Below are 16,883 nucleotides of genomic sequence, written 5' to 3'. Positions count from 1 at the left end.
ACGGCTCGTGCAAAGCGGCTCAGGCCGGAACGACGATCCTGTCGATGTCGGGGGCGTATCCGCTGCCGCTGTCGAAGGTGATGGTGTTGGAGCCCGCCTTCAGCGCCAGCTGGACGCTGACGGTCTCGGCCGTGCTCCAGTCGCCCGTGGAGGGGAACTTCTGGCTGCTGCCGTTGCCGCTGTTGGAGGAGACCGTCACCGAGCGCGGGTCACCGCTGACGTAGGCGACCTTGACGGTGTAGATCCCGTCCTTCTTCACCGTGATGTCGTTGAACCGCAGCTTGCCGCCGGAGTAGAGGTTGCCGACCTTCTTGCCGCCGGAGCAGGCGTCGCAGCCGGCGACGGAGGCGTTGCCCGACAGGGTGTTGGCCGCGTCCTCGGCCTCGTAACTCGTGGTCGCCAGGGTGCTGCCGCCGGGCACAATCGTGAACAGCCGCGAGCCGTGTGCCGGCAGCGCCGCGGTGATCTTGTTCTTGTAGGTCCCGAGGTTCGCCTTGTTCCACAGGTCACGCACGGAGGCGTTGCCGGTGAAGCCGAAGGAAGCCCAGTCGGCGGTGACGGAGGCCGGCGAGTCGCCGAGGTTGAACAGGGCGACGGTATAGCTGCCGTCGGCGTTCTCGGTGCCCCAGACCTGCTGGTCGCCGACCGGGGTGACCGGACGGGCGACGGGCGAAGCACTCTGGTCGACGGCGATGACTTCCTTGTTGGTGAGCAGGGAGACGCCGTAACTGTCCAGCCTGGTGAGGTCGTCACCGGTGAACAGGGGCGACTTGCTGATGGCCCACAGGGTCAGGTAGCTCTGCCGCTCGGCCTTGGTGAGGCCGTCCATCTCTCCGTTGCCGACGTCGATGGCGTCGAGGTCGTTCCAGCCGCCGGGGCCTGCCTTCCTGCTCCACGCCGGGGCGTCGTCCCACCGGTCGTCGACCGAGTTCTCCCAGCTGACAAGGGTGTTGCAGTAGCACTCGACGTCGGTGTCGATGCGCCAGCCGTTGGAGTACTTCTTCCAGTCGGCGGCGTGGCCGATGTCGAGCGACCAGGAGAGTTCGAGGTGGACCGGACGCCCGGCGGTGGCGATGGCCTGTTGCCAGGCGGCGACGTCGGCGACGTTGTCGTACTGGTCGCCGCTCTTGAAGGAGCCGGGGCCCACGCCGTCCAGCTTCAGGAAGTCGTAGCCCCAGTCGGCGAACTGCTGGGCCTGGGAGTCGATGTACTTCTGCGCGCAGGGGTTGGCAAAGTCGATCTTGTACGCGCTGTCCCAGCCGTTGGTGGTGCGCAGGTCCGGGTAGACGATGTCGGCCGTGGTGCAGCCCTCGGCGTTCCAGATCGGCGCCTTGCCCTCGCCGTAGGCCCCCTTCTCCAGGCCGACGGGCAGGTAGATGCCGGCCTTGAGGCCCTTGGCGTGGATGTGGTCGGCGACCGACTTCATGCCGTGGGGGAACCGGACCGGGTCGGGCGTCTGCCGGCCGTACTGGTCGAACCCGGACTTCCAGTCCTTGTCCATCCACCAGCCGGCATCGATGTTGACGTACTCGTAGCCGTACTGCTTGAGCTTGGCGGCGAGGGCGTCCGTCTGCTTCAGGACGTTCGCCTCGGTGAGGTAGCTGTAGTCGCCCTCCGGGTTGAGGCCCGGGTACTTCGACGACTGCATGCTCCAACTCGACCAGCCCATGTACGGCTTGGCGGCGGGTGCGGTAGGCGTGTCCGCCTGAGCCGGCGGGACGGCCGTCGCGACACCCGCGGTGAGGGCGAGGACGAGCAGGGATCTTATGGCGAGGTACGAGGATGACCGCATGGGTCGTGCCTCCTGGGAGTGGGTTCAGGTGACGGGCGCTTGTCGCCGGTCTCGATGAGGGCGAGCGGCCAGAGGAGTCAGCACTCGTCCGCCCGGATGAAGGACTGGATGGCGGTGGCCGCGGCCCCGCGCGCCCACTCCTCGAAGGGCAGGGGGCGGATCTGCACGTCGCACCGCGCGGCCGATCCGAATGCGGCCTGGGCGAAGGTGCCGCGGATCTGCTCGGCGAAGAGGTCGTAGGCCGCCAGTCCCTCGCCGGAGATGATCACCCGCTCGGGGCCGAGCAGATTGGCCACGGTCGCGATGCCGCGGCCGATCGCCTCCCCCGCCCGCGCGTACACCTCCCGGGCTCCGGGATCACCGCCATGGGCCAGGTCCAGGGCCTGCGCGGCATCGGCGACCGGTACGCCGGTCACCTCCCGGACCCTGCTGACGATCGCCGAGTCCGCGGCGATCGCCTCCACACAGCCCCGGTTGCCGCAGTGGCAGAGGGGGCCGGCCGGGTCGATGGGGACGTGCCCGATCTCGCCGGCCACGCCGTGCGCTCCCGACACGACCTGCCCGTGCACCACGAGACCGCAGCCGATGCCGGCGCCGACGGTCACCACGGCGAAGTCGGACAGACCGACTCCGGCGCCGAACCACTGCTCGGCGACGGTCAGTGCCCGGACGTCGTTGTCGACGGTGACAGGCAGCCCGGTCGTCATACGGGCCAGTTCGGCGAGCGGCACGTCACGCCATTCGAGGAAGGGTGAGTAGCGCACCACGCCTGCCGCCGGGTCCACGTCGCCGGAGACCGCGATGCCCAGCCCCTGGACCCGCACCCCGAATCCGTCGGCCTCCGTCAGCAACTCCTGCACCAGCCCCGCGGTCGAGGCCAGCACCGCCTTGGGGTCGCGTGCGGTAAGTGGTACATGCCGGGCGACCCTGATGCGGCAGCGCAAGTCCGTCAGTACGGCGATGAGTTCGTCGCCCGTCATCTTGATCCCGATGAACAGCGCCCGCCCGCCGTCGACCAGCACCGGGTTGGCGGGCCTGCCGAGGGACGGCTGCCGCGCGTCCTCGCCGATGTCCTCCAGGAGGTAGCCCGCCTCAATCAGGGGCCGGACCGCTTTGGTGACCGCCGCGGCGGACAGCCGGGTCCGCCGCGCTATCTCCGACCGCGTGAGCGGGCCGTGGGACAGCACGGTGGTGAAGATCTGCGAAGCGGCCGGCGTGTGGGCAGGGAAGGCCTCGGTTCGACTGGTCGAGCGCATGGCCGGAACCTAAGTCCCTTATTTTCTGCTGTCAATGAAAGAAGCACGATTATCTTGAAGAGCTCCTATGGCAGGCTTGAAACCTACGAAAGACAGACAGGTGCTGGGTGTTGACACCCGATCAGAGGTCGAGGTCGGCTTTCAGTCGTCTCGTGGCACCACCGGAACGTGAGGATCCCTGTGGGCTGGCTGGTTCAGCCCTGGGCGAGTTCGGCCAGGGGGTCGAGACGGGTAGGTGTCCAGCCGAGCTCGCGGGGACCAGCGCCCAGTGGTTGGAGCCGTCCCCGAGCGCGAGGACGGGACCAGTACCTCCGGCGCTCCGCGCTCATTGCCTGGACAGCCTTCATGATTCTCTCCTTACGATTCGTAGGGCAGGAACGCCGGCTTGCGGCGCTCCCGCAGGGCGATCATCGCTTCGGGGAAGTCCGGCCTGGTGAACGACTCCGCCATGAGCGCGACCGATTCGGCGGCGGCGGTGGCGCACCCGGTGTCCAGGCCGTCCCAGATCTGGCGCTTGATCACGGCCATGGAGGTCGGCGAGCAGGTGTCGGCCAACTGCCGTGCGTACATCGTCATCATTTTGCAAACGGGCCAACCCACCGTAACCACGGGCCCGAAAATTTAAGGACGCTTACGTTCAGGACGGCTTCAGGGAAGCTCGCCCAGCGTGACGATCGCCCGCTCCAGAAATCCCTCGAACGACCTGAGCTCCTCGGCCGTGAAGGCGGCACTGAGCGCCCCTTCCACCCGTAGGGCGGCCTCGTCGGCCTTCGCCACCACGGCCCGGCCCTCGGCCGTGGCCACATTGACCACGACCTTCTGGTGAAGCGCCGAGGGATGCCGGTCGATCAGCCTGTCACGCTCGAGATTGGCCAGCACCGTGGCCATGGTCTGCGGGGTCACCATGCACTCGCGGGCCAGTTGCGCGGCGGACATGCCGTCCGACGAGGCGAGCAGGAGCAGCACCGCGTACTGCGGCACGGTGAGGCCGAACTCGCGCAGCGCATGGGTCTTGCGGCCGATCAACGCCTGTTCAGCGCGCTTGATCACGTGACCGAGCCGTCCTGCGGCAACCGCCGCTCCGGGGGAGGGGGACCGGCCGCCGTCTTCTGCCGCTGCGACATCCGTCATCCCAGTAGTCTTCCATAGGGCAGACCACGAAGCTATGCACGGGCCGCGCGACGCCGGGCCGGCGGTACCGCACAGGTGAGCCGGGCGGTGCAGGTCCGCCGCCCCCGCTCGTCGCTGATGACGATCTCGTAGGTGGCCGTACCTCCCCCACGTGCAGCGGGCGGCAGACCCCGGTGACCGTCCCCTGGCGCACGACCCGATGGTGGGTACAGGACAGTTCCAGGCCCACGATGATCCGGTCGGTGCCCGCGTGCACCCAGGCGGCCAGCGAGCCCAGGGTCTCGGCGAAGGCGGCGTTGGCGCCGCCGTGCATGATGCCGACGGGCTGGCGGTTCCCCGCGACCGGCATGGTGCCCACGACGAGTTCGGGGGCGCAGGTGGTGATCTCGATCCCGAGCCGGTCGACCAACTGCTCGTCCACGTAGTCCGGCAGGACCGGAACCGGTCCGAGGCTCGCCGCCGTCCCCGCCGTCGTCCGTGTCGTCGTCCCGGTCATGAGAGTCCCCCATCGAAGTAGACTGCTGGCCTATGGCAGAGTACTGCTATACGGCGTCGGAAGAGGGGAACTGCGCATGCGGAGCACGAAGTTGGGCACATCCGGGGTCGAGGCAGGCATCGTCGGCCTGGGATGCATGGGAATGTCCTGGGGCTACGACCAACTCGGGCGCGACGACAGCGCCTCCATCGAGGTCATCCGCCGCGCCATCGATCTGGGCTGCACACTGATCGACACGGCCGACATGTACGGGCCGTTCACCAACGAGGAACTGGTGGGCCGGGCCCTGCACGGCCGCCGGGACGAGGTGGTTCTGGCGACCAAGGGCGGACTGGTCGTCGACGACCCCCGTACTTACGCCATGCACCGCGACGGACGTCCGGAGCACCTGCGCGCCACGTTCGAAGCCAGTCTCAAGCGTCTGGGAACGGACCACGTCGACCTGTACCAGTTGCACCGCGTCGACCCGGCCGTCCCCGTCGAGGAGTCCTGGGGCACGCTGGCGGAGTTCGTACGCGAGGGCAAGGCCAGGGCCATCGGGCTCTCGGAGGCTTCCGTCGAGGACATCCGGCGCGCCCAGGCCGTCCATCCGGTGGCCAGTGTCCAGAGCGAGCTGTCGCTGTGGAGCCGCGACGCGCTCGACAACGGCGTACTGGAGTACTGCCGCGAGCAGAGCATCGCCTTCATCTCCTTCTCACCGCTGGGCCGTGGCTTCCTGTCCGCCCGGATCGCCTCCGCCGAGGACCTGCCGAAGGTCGACGGCCGGCGCCGGCTGCCGCGCTTCCAGCCCGAGGCGCTGGAGGCGAACCGGGTGATCGCCGACCACATCCGTGAGGTCGCAGGGCAGCTGGGGACCACGCCCGCCCAGGTCTCTCTGGCCTGGGTGCTCGCACAGGGCGACAACGTCGTGGTGATCCCCGGCACCAAGACCGCGCGGTACCTGGAGGAGAACTCCGGGGCCGCCGGGATCCGGCTCCCCGGCCAGGCCCTGGAGCGGCTGCGCGATCTGCCCGCCCCCGTGGGGTCCCGCTACTGACCGCTCAGTAGCGGGTGCCCGCCGCCGACGGCAGCTCCTCCAGCAGGAGGAGCTGCTCCGGCGACAGCTCCAGATCCGCGGCGGCGAGGTTCTCGGCCACCCGCGCGGCGCTCCTCGTACCCGGGACTGCCACCACATGGCCGCCCTGCGCCAGCACCCAGGCGATGGCGACCTGGGCCGGCGTGGCGCCGAGCCCGGCAGCCACGGTCCGGATGCCCTGCACGATCGGCCGGTTCGCCGCCATCGCCCGGTCCGAGTACCGGGGGAAATAGGTGCGCCGCCCGTCCTCGGGGGGCAGGTCGTCCGGGACGGTCAGCTGTCCGGCCAGAAAGCCCCGGCCCAGCGGGCAGCAGGCCACAAAGGCGATCCCATGGTCGGCGCAGTGCGCCAGCACGCCGTCGCGCGGCTCCCTGCTCCACACCGACAGCTCGCTCTGCACAGCCGCCACCGGGTGCACCCCGCGCGCCGCCTCGATCTCCTGGACGGTGACCTCCGACAGCCCCAGGTGCCCGACCTTGCCCTCCGCGACCAGCTCGGCCATGGCACCCCAGGACTCCTCCAGGGGTACGGACGGATCCACCCGGTGCAGATACAGCAGATCGATCCGCTCGACGCCGAGCCGGCGCAAGCTGCCCTCGCAGGACTCGGCAGGTGGGACGGCGAACCGTCACGGACGATGCCACGCACCGGATCCACCCGCAGCCCGGTCTTGGTGGCGATCACCACGTCCTCGCGGCGGCCGCGCACCGCCTCCCCGACGATCCTCTCGTTGTCGAAGGGACCGTAGAGATCGGCGGTGTCCAGCAGTCGTACGCCCCCGTCGATCGCCTTGCGGATCATCTCCGTCCCCGCGCGGTCGTCGCGCTCCAGCGGTGCGTACACCCAGGACATGCCCATGCAGCCGAGGCCGACCGGGCCGGAGACCGGGCTGGCCGCGCCGAGGGTGCGGTGGCCCGTCACTGCTTGCTGCTTCCGGTGGGCCGGATGACATAGACCACCCGGTGCTCGGCGTCGGCGGGCGGTCCGTCGAAGGCAAGCTGGTAGCGGTCGGCGAGCGTCAGGAAGAACTTGCCCTCGAAGTCGGGGTCGATGCGCTCGACCGTTCCCCGTACCTCCAGATAGCGGTAGGGCTGCTCGGGGTCGTTGACCGACACCGAGACCGACGGATTGCCGGTGACATTGCGGTACTTGTAACGCGTGGTGGTGTTGGTGAAGTACAGGAACTCCCCGTCCCAGAGGAACCACATCGGGTTCACCTGGGGCGTGCCGTCCGGCCTGACGGTCGCCAGATGACCGAACAGGGGGCGTTCCAGCAGATCGCGATGGCTGTCGGGAATGATCGGCGACAGTATTCCTCCAGGGAATCGGCTCAAAGGATCTCAACGGGAGGGCGAGGCGGCGTCGAGCACCGGGGAGAACATCTCCGCCAGCCGCGAGCGTACGGCCTCGGCGTCATGACCGGGACGGATCAACTCGGCGACACCGTCGGGCCGTACGAGGACGAGCGTGGCACGACCGCGGCGCACGGAGGCCGCCGGACGGCCGGACCAGTCCTCCAGACGGCGGGCACGGCGGTCGAGCACCTTTGCCTCGACGACATCCGCGAGATGCTCCCGCACCCAATGGGCCAGCCGGGCGGCCTCGTCCGTGGGACGGCCGTCGCCGTACAGCAGCAGGGTGTGGCGAAGGTCGGTGAGGGCCGAGCGCAGCGGAACCCGCCGGGACCGGGCCGTGTCCCACACCGGCGTCCTGGGGACAAGTCCGCCCTGGACAAAGCCACCCGAGCCCGGCCAGGCGCGCCCCACAGGCAGTGTGCGTCTCGTCCGCGGCCCCCGCCCCCCGGCCTCGGCCGCGGTGTCGTTGACCGTCCGCTGCCCGGCCAGCCACGGCAGATAGTCCAGGTGGAACAGCCGCATCCCGGAGGCGAGCCGCAGTGTGCGGGTGGTCGTAGAGCGCCGGATGCGTGACCGGCACGTCCAGCTCGGCCGTGGCCTCCCCCGGACTCCGCCGGCCTCCCGTCAGGACGACGTTCTCCGTCAGCCGCCGCCCCACCGCACCGGCGTCCACGGGCGTGCCCGCCCTGGGCCGGGGCATCGCGCTGGACAGCGGCGCCGGCGAACTGCGGCGCAGCGTGCGGTAGCCCCGGTAGTCCTCGCGCGGCAGGTACCCGGCGGCGACGCTGCTTCTCCCCGCCGGGCGCCCGCCCACGTACAGCTCGGCGACAAGGCGCGCGCTCAGCAGCCGCCCGTTGCGCCGTTTCAGGTCCCGTGACTCAACGACGACCTCCAACTGGCCGGGCACGTCCTCCCCCACGGCCAGGACGGCAGGGTCAGTGAGCCGGGTGTCCCAGTGGGCGATGAGGAACGAGGTGTCCAGCGGGGCGGACGGTGCGGCGGTGGCGCGGAGCCGAAGCGGGGGCCGCTGGCCCACGGCTTCAGTGATGACCAGCGGCGGACGCTGGGCCGGATCAAGACCCTGATCGGCAGGCTGTTCTGCCCGTCACTGTTCGAGGTCGATTACCTGACCGTCGAACGCGCGGAAATCTATGTTGGCTGGAGTAGACATTGGGTGGTGGTGTGGTTATGGTTTCTCTCGTAGCCCAGAGAGACAGCAGGGCCTGGCAGAGATGAACTGCCGGGCAGTGGTACCCGCAGTTGCAGTTCGCAGGACGGTGCGGTGGTGGAGTTGCGAAGCCAGGGTTGTTGCAGGACGGCGACGGGACTGGCGACCGGACCGGGTGGCCCGCAGCGATCAGGGGCCGCCGTGAGCAGTAGCGCAGTTAACGCAGTGGCAGTACCCGTAGGTGCAGTTCGCAGTACCCAGCAGTGAAATCCGTGAGCAGCACCTCGGTGAAGGCGTCGGCTGCGGACGCGCGCACCGGGAGGTTCGGCAGTGGGGTTCCAAGCCAGAGCAGACGCAGGATGGGCGACGGGGCTGGCTGCCGAAGAGTGGCGCTGTCACAGGCCGCTGAGCAGTTCGTATCACCAGCGGTACGCAGTAGAGCAGTACCAGCAGTACGCAGTTTCCCGCTGGTAAGCACTTGATCACCGAGGGAAGAACGGAGGAGTTGAGCGCCATCAGGATCGCCCGGGCGGAAGTCTTGAGCCCGGGTACCGCAGGACATCGATAGTGAGGTGGTCTCCGGTCAAGCAACCGCGATCCCCGTACCCCCGGCAGCATCTCGGTCGGGTGTGCGGAAACAGAGGGCCGGCGCAGTATCAGGGCCGGCAGATGGTGTAGTAGTTCCTTCGGGGCCCTGGTGCCATACGGCACCAGGGCCCCTCCACGCGTCCCATGAGAGAGGTGCAATGACAGCAGACGACACGTTCGGCCGTCTCGACGACGACGACTACCCCGCCTACACCATGGGCCGGGCCGTGGACATGCTCGGCACGACCCCGGGCTTCCTCCGCGCCCTCGGCGAAGCCCGCCTCATCACCCCGCTGCGCTCCGAGGGCGGACACCGCCGCTACTCCCGCTACCAACTGCGCATCGCCGCCCGCGCCCGGGAACTCGTCGACCAGGGCACCCCCATCGAGGCCGCCTGCCGCATCATCATCCTCGAAGACCAGCTCGAAGAAGCCCAGCGCATCAACGACGAATACCGCCGCGCCGCCGAATCAGCGAACCCCACAGCAACGGGCTGAGGTGGTGCGTGCCCGCCGGGTACCGCGCAGACCTGTCGGAGTGACAGCCTGTGCGGACGCGTAGCGTCTGGGCCAACCGCCATGGTCAGGAAGTTCCCTTCGCTCACGTCTTCGGCGTGGGCGTTCCGCTGTGCCGCAGGAACCAGGGTGACCACCTTCGTCTGCCGCACATCGTGGGAGGCGTTCAACGAAGTGGAAGGCCTGAGGACCTTCCCGCCCGCGCTCGGAGCGTACGGCTGCCCCGGGGCAGGCCCTGCTCCGACGCCACCGCAATAGTTGTGCCCTCCGAGCCGCAAACAGCGACCGCTCTTCCTGAAACGCTGCACTCCGGGTGGATCAATATCTGTGACCGCTGGATGAGGGTTTAAGGCGCCGTGCGGGGAATGTTTTTACCGCAACGAACAGTGTGAAATTATTGACGGTACGCAGGCCGCTACCGCATGCTACTGTCGATCTCAGTTGCAGTCGTGGTTCCCAAAACTTCAACGCCCTCGTCGGCATTCTCAACTGCGAGAAGCGTTTTGTATTTCCGGGCATTCTCCGGGCGGGGCATCATCGCGGCGACCCGGAATCCGTGAATTGCGGGTCCCGGCGTACTGCCCCAAAGGAGATATGACATGGCGTCTGGCACTGTGAAGTGGTTCAACGCAGCCAAGGGTTTCGGCTTCATCGAGCAGGACGGCGGCGGCGCTGACGTGTTCGCCCACTTCTCGAACATCGCCACCCAGGGCTTCCGTGAGCTGCTCGAAGGTCAGAAGGTCACCTTCGACATCGCGCCGGGCCAGAAGGGCCCGACGGCCGAGAACATCGTTCCCGTCTGAGCACTGACGCGTACTTCGTAGCTGGGGCCCGCATCCCTCGGGGTGCGGGCCCCGGCTACGGGCATTCCCCGAGGTTTCACCTGCGGGACAACGCCGCCCGTGGACCCCTCTCCAGGAATGCGGGCCTCTTCAAAGCTGCACCCGTCGACGTCCTGGTTTTCCCGTCCGCATGGCGTCACCCATTTCATCCCCTGCACCCGCACCGGATTCACCGCAGACCAGACCCGCTTTCGCACTCCATTCGGCTCGTTCTTGTGATTCCCCGCGCTGCTCTTCCGCTGCGAGAATTCCTTGATACGTGCCGTATCAAGGAAGGTTCTGAATGAACCCGTCACGTACGAACGACCGCTCCTCCCGCACCCGCAGCCGTACCGGCGGTCCCGCTTTCGGCTCCGGCGCCGGTTCGAACCGGGGCAGCCGCTTCGGCTCGCCCGCCCCGAGCCGTTCCGGAGGGCCGAGCCGCTCCGGCGGCCAGGGTCGGCGGCCCGCGGCGGTCCAGGGCGAGTTCGCCCTGCCGAAGACGACCACTCCCGCGCTGCCCGCCGTCGAGGCGTTCGCCGACCTCGACATGCCCGAGCAGCTGCTCGCCGCGCTCACTGCGCAAGGCATGAGCATCCCATTCCCGATCCAGGGCGCGACCCTGCCCAACACCCTCGCGGGCCGCGACGTCCTCGGTCGCGGGCGCACCGGCTCAGGCAAGACCCTCGCCTTCGGCCTGGCCCTGCTGGCCCGCACCGCCGGACAGCGCGCCGAGCCCTGCCAGCCGCTGGCGCTGGTCCTGGTGCCGACGCGTGAGCTGGCACAGCAGGTGACCGACGCTCTCACCCCCTACGCCCGCTCGGTGAGGCTGCGCCTGGCCACCGTCGTCGGCGGAATGCCGATCGGCAGGCAGGTCAGTGCACTGCGCGGTGGCGCCGAAGTCGTCGTCGCGACGCCGGGCCGCCTCAAGGACCTCATCGACCGGGGTGACTGCCGGCTGAACCAGGTCGCGATCACCGTCCTGGACGAGGCCGACCAGATGGCCGACATGGGCTTCATGCCTCAGGTCACCGCGCTCCTGAACCAGGTCCGGCCCGAGGGCCAGCGGATGCTGTTCTCCGCCACCCTCGACCGCAACGTCGACCTCCTGGTCCGCCGCTACCTCACCGACCCGGTGGTCCACTCCGTCGACCCGTCCGCAGGTGCGGTCACCACGATGGAGCACCACGTCCTGCACGTCCACGGCGCCGACAAGCACCGGACGACGACGGAGATCGCGGCGCGCGAGGGCCGGGTGATCATGTTCCTGGACACCAAGCACGCCGTCGACCGGCTGACGCAGGACCTGCTGAACAGCGGGGTGCGGGCCGCCGCCCTGCACGGCGGGAAGTCACAGCCGCAGCGCACCCGGACCCTGGCCCAGTTCAAGACCGGGCACGTCACCGTGCTCGTCGCGACGAACGTGGCGGCGCGCGGTATCCACGTCGACAACCTCGACCTCGTCGTCAACGTCGACCCGCCGACCGACCACAAGGACTACCTCCACCGCGGCGGCCGTACCGCGCGGGCCGGCGAGTCCGGCACCGTCGTCACCCTGGTCACCCCCAACCAGCGCCGCGACATGACCCGCCTCATGGCAGCCGCCGGCATCGTCCCCCAGACCACCCAGGTCCGCTCCGGCGAAGAGGCACTCAGCCGGATCACCGGCGCACGGACCCCCTCCGGCATCCCCGTGACGATCACCACGCCGGTGGCCGAGCGGCGTCAGCGCAGCGCGGCCTCCCGCGGCCGACGCAGCCCCGCTTCGGCTGCCCGGCGCGCGACCGTCCGGCAGTCCTCCTTCGACGCGGCGGCCTAGAACCTTCACGATCAGGAAGCTGACCCATCTCTGCATCGGCCTGCGAAACAGCCCCGAGCATGCCCGCCGATCACGCCGCCTGCACCGGGAAACTCCAAGATCCCCGACAGACTCAAGATGAGAAGCCGTATCTCAACCGAACTTGATCGTCTGATTCTTGCTGGTCAGGCATGGTTTCGGTTGGTGTGAGGGAAGCATGCGGCGTCTTGTGTCCGCTTCGTGGTCGAGGGGTGCGCGGTGGCGTCGGTTCTGGGAATGCTGGAGGAGCGGGAGGCGGCTGTCCGTGTGCGGGTGGAGGGCCTACGGGAGGAAGTCGGGCGGCCGGCCGAGGTGTTGGAGGCCCCCGAGGTCGAGCTGGACCGGCGGGTGATCGCGCGGGAGGAGCTGGTGGAGGCCCTCGCGGCCTCTGCGGCCGAGACCACTGCCGTGACCGAGGCGGATGAGAAAGCGGCCTCCGCTCTCGCCGGTGCCGGGCTCGACGGCGCCGCGGATTAGGGCGTGCTGGAACAAGCGATCAGTGGGTCGCGGGCCGCTTCGAGCCAAGGAGATCGCGACGGAACTGCGCCTTGAGGCGACGCCGGCCAAGGTCGAGGGGGTGCGGTCGAAGGCCAGCCGTCTGGCGGAGCGCGGGTGGCTCCTTCTGGAGGCGTCGGGGGCATTCAGCACCGGTCGGCGGCCCGTTGCCGTGCCGGCCGCCGGCTCATCCGCGTGACCATCGACCACCGGATCATCGCCTCTCTGTTCTCCGGCACTGTCTCGTAATCCCGGGCCGGACGGAGGGAGTTCAGCAGCCACGCGAACGTGCGCTCCGCCACCCAGGGTCTGGGCAGGCAGCACCACGAATCCCTCCGTGAAAGGAAGCGTGGTTGCCCGATGCCGGGATCGCGTTCAACGGTCGGTGAGCAGCCCGGCGTCGTGTGCGAGGACGGCGGCCTGTACGCGGTTGGCGCAGCCGGTGCGGGTGAGGATCCGGCTGATGTGCGCCTTGACCGTGCCGGCGCTCAGATACAGCTGATCGGCGATCTCCGCGTTGGACAGGCCCGTGCCGAGCAGCCGCAGGACATCCCGTTCGGCCGGGGTCAGCTCGTCGGTCCTGCGCAGAGCGGCCTCGGTGTCCCGGCCGGACCGTACGTGCCGTTCCAGCAGCTGCCGGGTGATCCTGGGTGCAAGGACCGGTTCACCCCTCGCGGCGAGTTGCACGGCGCGGATCAGCTCGGCGGGACCGGTGTCCTTGAGGAGGAAACCGCTCGCCCCGGCCCGCAGGGCGCGCGTCACGCTCGCTTCCTCGCCGAATGCCGTCAGCATCACGACACAGGTGCGGGGCGAGAGACGGGCGATGTCCTCGGCGGCGGCGATTCCGTCCCGGGTCGGCATCTGGATGTCGAGGAGGGCGACATCGATGTCCTGGACGCGGCATGCCGCGGCGGCTTCCCGGCCGTCGCCCGCCTCGGCGACCACCTCGATGTCCTCGGCGTTCTCCAGGATCAGCCGGATTCCCGCACGCATCAGTGCCTCGTCGTCGGCGATCAGCACTCGGATCATCAGCTCATCTTAGGGCTGCCGTCGTCAGCAGTACGACGAGGAAGCCCACCGTCGGCAGGACCACGAGCAGCGCCACGCAGCCCGATCCCAGGACTCGCGGCCAGGTCAGGATCTCGTCCGAGAGCGGGGCACGGGCCCCTCCCTGCCCGATGCCGCCGGAGGGAAGGCGGGCCGTGTCCGGAGGGGGTGCGGCGAAGGCCCCCTCGAGCGCGGCGAATTCAAGGGGCTTCCCGTGGGTGGGCAGCCAAGCCGCCATACGGAAACCGCCGTTCGCCAAGGCACCCGCCGCGAACGTTCCGCCGAGCAACGAGATCCGTTCCTGGCAGCCGGCCAGCCCGCTCCGGCTTCCCCCTTGGGAGTGGTCCGCCGCGCGCGGTGCCTCGTTGGTGACGGACACCTCGATCCCCTTGTCCGTGCCTTTGACCTCCACCTTGGCGGGCGCGCCGGACGCGTGTTTCAGCACGTTCGTCAGCCCTTCGCGGACCACCCGGTGGATCGCCTGACGCGTATGGAGGCCCACCTCGGCCGTGTCGGGAACGGACCAGTCCAGCTCGACGGTGCTGCCTGTCCGCCGGGATTCCGTCACCAGAGCGGTGATGTCCGCACGCGTTCCCCTCTCGTCCCCGGTCCCGTCCGTCAGGCCCGTGATGTCCAAGTGCCGCAGGACACCGAGGATTTCACGCAGTTCTCCCATGGCCGTGCCGGCGGTCGTGCGCAGCAGCTCGGCCTGTCCGACGAGGGCGGGTGCCTGGCGCGCGGCGGCGAGTTCAAGCGCCCCGGCGTGCACGGAGATCAGGCTCAGCCGGTGGCCCAGGAGATCGTGCATCTCTCCCGCGATCCGCGTCCGTTCCTCCGTTCGGGCCGCCGCGGCGGTCAGCGTGCGGGTCTGTTCCAGGTAGGCGTTACGTTCCCGCAGCAGGCTGACCAGGGGCCGCCGCCGCCCCAGCAGGGTCCCGGCCAGGGCGGGGAGCAGCAGAAGCAGCACCGCTGAGACCGCGTTGCCGGCCAGTTCCACCGGCAAGGCTTCGGAGTGGACCAGGGCAGAGGCGACGGTCAGGACACCGACGGCGGCGCAGGCCACCCCGACGGCCTGCCACACACGCCGCGGCGGTGCGATACGACGGGTGGCGGACAGCACGATCAGCGGCACCACCGCCACCGTCCATACATTGGCGCCCACGAGCAGCAAGGAGGCGCACACAACGGCCGCGACCGGGCGACCGCGCCGAGCGGGGACGATCAGCGCCGCCCACACCCCCTCCAGCACCGCCGGCGCCAACCGTTCCGGGGGCGCCGACAGCAGCGGTAGCAGGCAGAAGGCTGCCGCCAGGGTGCAGAGCAGCGCCTCGACGACAACCGTACGGCGCTCGGCGGCACGCACCGCGGCCCAGCTCTCGGCCGCCTCGCGGCGCACCCACCCAGGCACACCGGTCAGGGTGCGCCCCAGCCCGACGGACGGGCGCGGCGGCTGTGTGTCCTCGGACACCTGACTCATGATCACCTCTGCCCCGCCACCGTGGATCTCCCGGGAGGAACGGTAGCTGTGGCCGTGGCGGTCGCCGCACGGCGGGCCCCGGGTGTCATGCGCCCAGCCGGAGGCTCAGCTCTGCCCGCAACGCGGCCACGTCCACCTGACCGGCGGCCAGCAGCCGTACGACCACACCGGCCCCGGCATCCGCATCCGTCGCCGACTCGTCGAGCAGCGCGGACAACAGGTGGACCGTACCGACCGTGGGCGAACCGTGCTCGGCGGCGGACAGCCGCGCGACCTCCACGGTCCGGTCGGCGGCAGCGGACAGCCGCACACGGCCGCCGCCGCCGCCGTCGCCGTCGCCGTCGCCGTCGCCGTCGGGAACAGCGGCGGACGGGATCGCCGAAGCCGAAGAGACCAGGGAAACCTGCCGTACGCCGTGCCGGCGCAGCAGAGCCGGAGCGGCGTTGGCATCCGACAGGCTCCCGGGAAGCGAGCGCCCGGCAACGGACAGTGCGCGGTCCAGGGCCAGTATCCCCAGCAGGAGATCCACCGGCTCCGCCGCCGCGCGTCCGCACCGTACTGCTTGCCGCACGGCCTCGACGTTCACCGCGAACAGAACCGGTGAGCCGTTCACCGCGGCCCCGGAGGTCCACGAAGTCAGCGCGCGTGTCAGGCGGTTACCGCTCTTGCCCAGCGTTCCGGCCCGGCGAAGAAGGGTGACGCCGCGGGATTCCGGTCCCTCGGTCTCCGCCCGGGCGCTCGCGTCCAGTCCGTCGAGCGCGGTTGCCGCGTCGGCCGGATCCAGCCTCCGCAGCAGCAGTGCCTCCCGTGCCCTGCTGTCCGGCAGGTCCAGCAGGGCACGGGCCACATGCCGGCAGCGCACCGCTGTCGTCCCCTCTGCGTGGGCCGACCTGAGCGCGAGCAGCAGGCACGCGCGCATCGCCCCGGTCATCCCGGGCAGCACCGGGCCGCTCTCCGAAGCCGATCCGCGCGAACCGAAGCCGAAACGCCACCGTGCCTCACGCCAGGCGGCATCGACCTCCACCCCATCGGCTTCCGCGCCGGCCGCGACCGGCGCACTGTGCACCTCGTCGTCGCTCACCCAACCGCGGCCCGCGCGGCCGGAGATCACGCCGCTGAGCGCACCCGCCTTCCGCATCCCCGGGGCGATCGCCGCACCGGCGTCCGTGTCCCCCATCACGAGCGCGCCCAGCAGGGTGTCCGTCCCCACGGCCGGCAACTCGCTCCTGACCGCACGGCGCAGTGTCTCCACGAGCAGGTCCATGACGTCCGGCTCGAACTCCGTGGTCGCTCCGACCACGGCTGCGGCGTCGGCGTGTGCTGCGGTCGTCCCTCGCTGATCCATCGAACATTCCCCTCGAAGCGCGGTGGCCTGGTCCGAACGACGCTAGACGCACCCCCCGCGACACCGCGTCGGCCGACCGGCCACACTCCCGGTCCGATCGGCGAACCGGCTGCCGGTCGAGGTCCGTGATCGCCATCGAGCCGCCCCAGCCGCCCCAGAACGCGATGCGGCCGTCGGGGATCCAGGGCAGGCTGCCGTGCCATCTCTCACACCGGACCGTGAGCACCCATCTGTACAACACCTTCCCGGAGGTCAACATCCAGTCCCGCGCCGCATCGCGCGACGCACTCGCAGCCCTGCCGCGAGGCTGACGGCGGCGCCGATCGCCGGCGGAGGTTCGGAGTTTTCACTCCCCCTGGCCGTGCGGTCTCAGACCGCGCCGGGCACCCTCCAAAGCTCGTTTTGAGTGATCCACTTCAGCCTCTGCCGCACCGCACCCGCACCGATGCCTTGGGCGGCGTTTCCCATGGTCAAGGGCAGCAAAA

The 16,883-nt window shown here is 69.8% G+C and carries 18 protein-coding genes and 1 pseudogene; 7 read left to right on the top strand and 12 right to left on the bottom strand.

The features are described from left to right. Positions 1–19: 19 nt before the first annotated feature. The 5 genes from OG607_RS25210 to OG607_RS25190 form a co-directional block, all read right to left on the bottom strand. A complete protein-coding gene (locus OG607_RS25210) occupies positions 20–1,792 on the bottom strand; it encodes an alpha-galactosidase D (protein WP_405727669.1) in 1,773 nt (590 codons plus the stop codon). A 77-nt stretch (positions 1,793–1,869) separates the two neighbouring features. Next, a complete protein-coding gene (locus OG607_RS25205; RefSeq protein ID WP_405727666.1) occupies positions 1,870–3,048 on the bottom strand; it encodes an ROK family protein in 1,179 nt (392 codons plus the stop codon). A gap of 357 nt (positions 3,049–3,405) precedes the next feature. Beyond that, on the bottom strand, positions 3,406–3,618 hold the full coding sequence (locus tag OG607_RS25200; RefSeq protein ID WP_405727663.1) for a hypothetical protein: 213 nt from the start codon (positions 3,616–3,618) through the stop codon (positions 3,406–3,408). Between the two features lie 78 nt (positions 3,619–3,696). Then, entirely contained in the window at positions 3,697–4,098 is a 402-nt protein-coding gene (locus OG607_RS25195) for a MarR family winged helix-turn-helix transcriptional regulator (RefSeq protein WP_405727660.1), read from the bottom strand. Then, positions 4,082–4,675, bottom strand: a complete 594-nt coding sequence (locus OG607_RS25190) for a hotdog fold thioesterase (RefSeq protein ID WP_405727657.1) — start codon at positions 4,673–4,675, stop codon at positions 4,082–4,084. Before OG607_RS25190 ends, OG607_RS25195 begins: the two co-directional genes overlap by 17 nt. 76 nt (positions 4,676–4,751) lie before the next feature. On the opposite strand from OG607_RS25190, the gene OG607_RS25185 reads away from it, so the two are divergent. Continuing rightward, a complete protein-coding gene (locus OG607_RS25185; protein ID WP_405727654.1) occupies positions 4,752–5,711 on the top strand; it encodes an aldo/keto reductase in 960 nt (319 codons plus the stop codon). A gap of 4 nt (positions 5,712–5,715) precedes the next feature. Here the strand turns inward: OG607_RS25185 and OG607_RS25180 are convergent, their stop codons facing one another. From OG607_RS25180 to OG607_RS25165, 4 genes and pseudogenes are all read right to left on the bottom strand, one after another. After that, the gene (locus OG607_RS25180; RefSeq protein WP_405727651.1) at positions 5,716–6,339 is read right to left on the bottom strand and encodes an aldo/keto reductase; all 624 of its coding nucleotides are present in this window, start codon (positions 6,337–6,339) and stop codon (positions 5,716–5,718) included. A 125-nt stretch (positions 6,340–6,464) separates the two neighbouring features. Next, positions 6,465–6,602 (bottom strand): annotated as a pseudogene (locus tag OG607_RS25175) (aldo/keto reductase); the annotation flags it as partial. Between the two features lie 65 nt (positions 6,603–6,667). Then, positions 6,668–7,084 (bottom strand): PPOX class F420-dependent oxidoreductase, encoded by a 417-nt coding sequence (locus OG607_RS25170; protein ID WP_405727648.1) that lies wholly within the window; start codon positions 7,082–7,084, stop codon positions 6,668–6,670. A 6-nt stretch (positions 7,085–7,090) separates the two neighbouring features. Next, positions 7,091–7,627, bottom strand: a complete 537-nt coding sequence (locus OG607_RS25165; protein ID WP_405727646.1) for a hypothetical protein — start codon at positions 7,625–7,627, stop codon at positions 7,091–7,093. A gap of 47 nt (positions 7,628–7,674) precedes the next feature. Between OG607_RS25165 and OG607_RS25160 the strand changes: the two genes are divergently transcribed. From OG607_RS25160 to OG607_RS25135, 6 genes are all read left to right on the top strand, one after another. Further along, positions 7,675–7,851: a hypothetical protein gene (locus OG607_RS25160; protein ID WP_405727643.1), complete on the top strand. Its 177-nt coding sequence runs from the start codon at positions 7,675–7,677 to the stop codon at positions 7,849–7,851. Positions 7,852–8,060: 209 nt separating this feature from the next. Next, positions 8,061–8,309, top strand: coding sequence for a hypothetical protein (locus tag OG607_RS25155; protein ID WP_405727641.1), 249 nt, complete (start codon positions 8,061–8,063; stop codon positions 8,307–8,309). A gap of 710 nt (positions 8,310–9,019) precedes the next feature. Beyond that, positions 9,020–9,358: a MerR family transcriptional regulator gene (locus OG607_RS25150; RefSeq protein WP_405727638.1), complete on the top strand. Its 339-nt coding sequence runs from the start codon at positions 9,020–9,022 to the stop codon at positions 9,356–9,358. 617 nt (positions 9,359–9,975) lie between these two features. Beyond that, positions 9,976–10,179 carry a cold-shock protein gene (locus OG607_RS25145; RefSeq protein ID WP_405727635.1) on the top strand — a complete coding sequence of 68 codons (204 nt, stop codon included), beginning with the start codon at positions 9,976–9,978 and terminating at the stop codon, positions 10,177–10,179. Positions 10,180–10,501: 322 nt separating this feature from the next. Continuing rightward, a complete protein-coding gene (locus OG607_RS25140) occupies positions 10,502–12,016 on the top strand; it encodes a DEAD/DEAH box helicase (protein WP_405727632.1) in 1,515 nt (504 codons plus the stop codon). 237 nt (positions 12,017–12,253) lie between these two features. Continuing rightward, the gene (locus OG607_RS25135) at positions 12,254–12,511 is read left to right on the top strand and encodes a hypothetical protein (protein ID WP_405727629.1); all 258 of its coding nucleotides are present in this window, start codon (positions 12,254–12,256) and stop codon (positions 12,509–12,511) included. A gap of 393 nt (positions 12,512–12,904) precedes the next feature. Here OG607_RS25135 and OG607_RS25130 read toward each other — a convergent pair whose 3' ends face one another. The 3 genes from OG607_RS25130 to OG607_RS25120 form a co-directional block, all read right to left on the bottom strand. Further along, complete coding sequence (locus tag OG607_RS25130) at positions 12,905–13,558, bottom strand: response regulator (protein ID WP_405727626.1); 654 nt, start codon at positions 13,556–13,558, stop codon at positions 12,905–12,907. 4 nt (positions 13,559–13,562) lie between these two features. Continuing rightward, positions 13,563–15,053 (bottom strand): histidine kinase, encoded by a 1,491-nt coding sequence (locus tag OG607_RS25125; RefSeq protein ID WP_405727623.1) that lies wholly within the window; start codon positions 15,051–15,053, stop codon positions 13,563–13,565. An 85-nt stretch (positions 15,054–15,138) separates the two neighbouring features. Next, the gene (locus OG607_RS25120; RefSeq protein WP_405727620.1) at positions 15,139–16,398 is read right to left on the bottom strand and encodes a hypothetical protein; all 1,260 of its coding nucleotides are present in this window, start codon (positions 16,396–16,398) and stop codon (positions 15,139–15,141) included. Positions 16,399–16,883 lie beyond the last annotated feature (485 nt).

Origin of the sequence: Streptomyces sp. NBC_01537, assembly GCF_045040445.1 — a bacterium.
Lineage (GTDB): Bacteria > Actinomycetota > Actinomycetes > Streptomycetales > Streptomycetaceae > Actinacidiphila.
Note: the sequence above shows the minus strand (reverse complement) of the source record. Positions and strands in the feature narration are given on the sequence as shown.

Excerpts from the sequence above, each read along its gene's own strand:
- OG607_RS25210 (WP_405727669.1), bottom strand. The coding sequence starts at position 1,792 with ATGCGGTCATCCTCGTACCTCGCCATAAGATCCCTGCTCGTCCTCGCC.
- OG607_RS25125 (WP_405727623.1), bottom strand. The coding sequence starts at position 15,053 with ATGAGTCAGGTGTCCGAGGACACACAGCCGCCGCGCCCGTCCGTCGGG.
- OG607_RS25200 (WP_405727663.1), bottom strand. The coding sequence starts at position 3,618 with ATGTACGCACGGCAGTTGGCCGACACCTGCTCGCCGACCTCCATGGCC.
- OG607_RS25165 (WP_405727646.1), bottom strand. The coding sequence starts at position 7,627 with ATGCGGCTGTTCCACCTGGACTATCTGCCGTGGCTGGCCGGGCAGCGG.
- OG607_RS25120 (WP_405727620.1), bottom strand. The coding sequence starts at position 16,398 with ATGGATCAGCGAGGGACGACCGCAGCACACGCCGACGCCGCAGCCGTG.
- OG607_RS25190 (WP_405727657.1), bottom strand. The coding sequence starts at position 4,675 with ATGACCGGGACGACGACACGGACGACGGCGGGGACGGCGGCGAGCCTC.
- OG607_RS25150 (WP_405727638.1), top strand. The coding sequence starts at position 9,020 with ATGACAGCAGACGACACGTTCGGCCGTCTCGACGACGACGACTACCCC.
- OG607_RS25140 (WP_405727632.1), top strand. The coding sequence starts at position 10,502 with ATGAACCCGTCACGTACGAACGACCGCTCCTCCCGCACCCGCAGCCGT.
- OG607_RS25130 (WP_405727626.1), bottom strand. The coding sequence starts at position 13,558 with ATGATCCGAGTGCTGATCGCCGACGACGAGGCACTGATGCGTGCGGGA.
- OG607_RS25185 (WP_405727654.1), top strand. The coding sequence starts at position 4,752 with ATGCGGAGCACGAAGTTGGGCACATCCGGGGTCGAGGCAGGCATCGTC.
- OG607_RS25145 (WP_405727635.1), top strand. The coding sequence starts at position 9,976 with ATGGCGTCTGGCACTGTGAAGTGGTTCAACGCAGCCAAGGGTTTCGGC.
- OG607_RS25205 (WP_405727666.1), bottom strand. The coding sequence starts at position 3,048 with ATGCGCTCGACCAGTCGAACCGAGGCCTTCCCTGCCCACACGCCGGCC.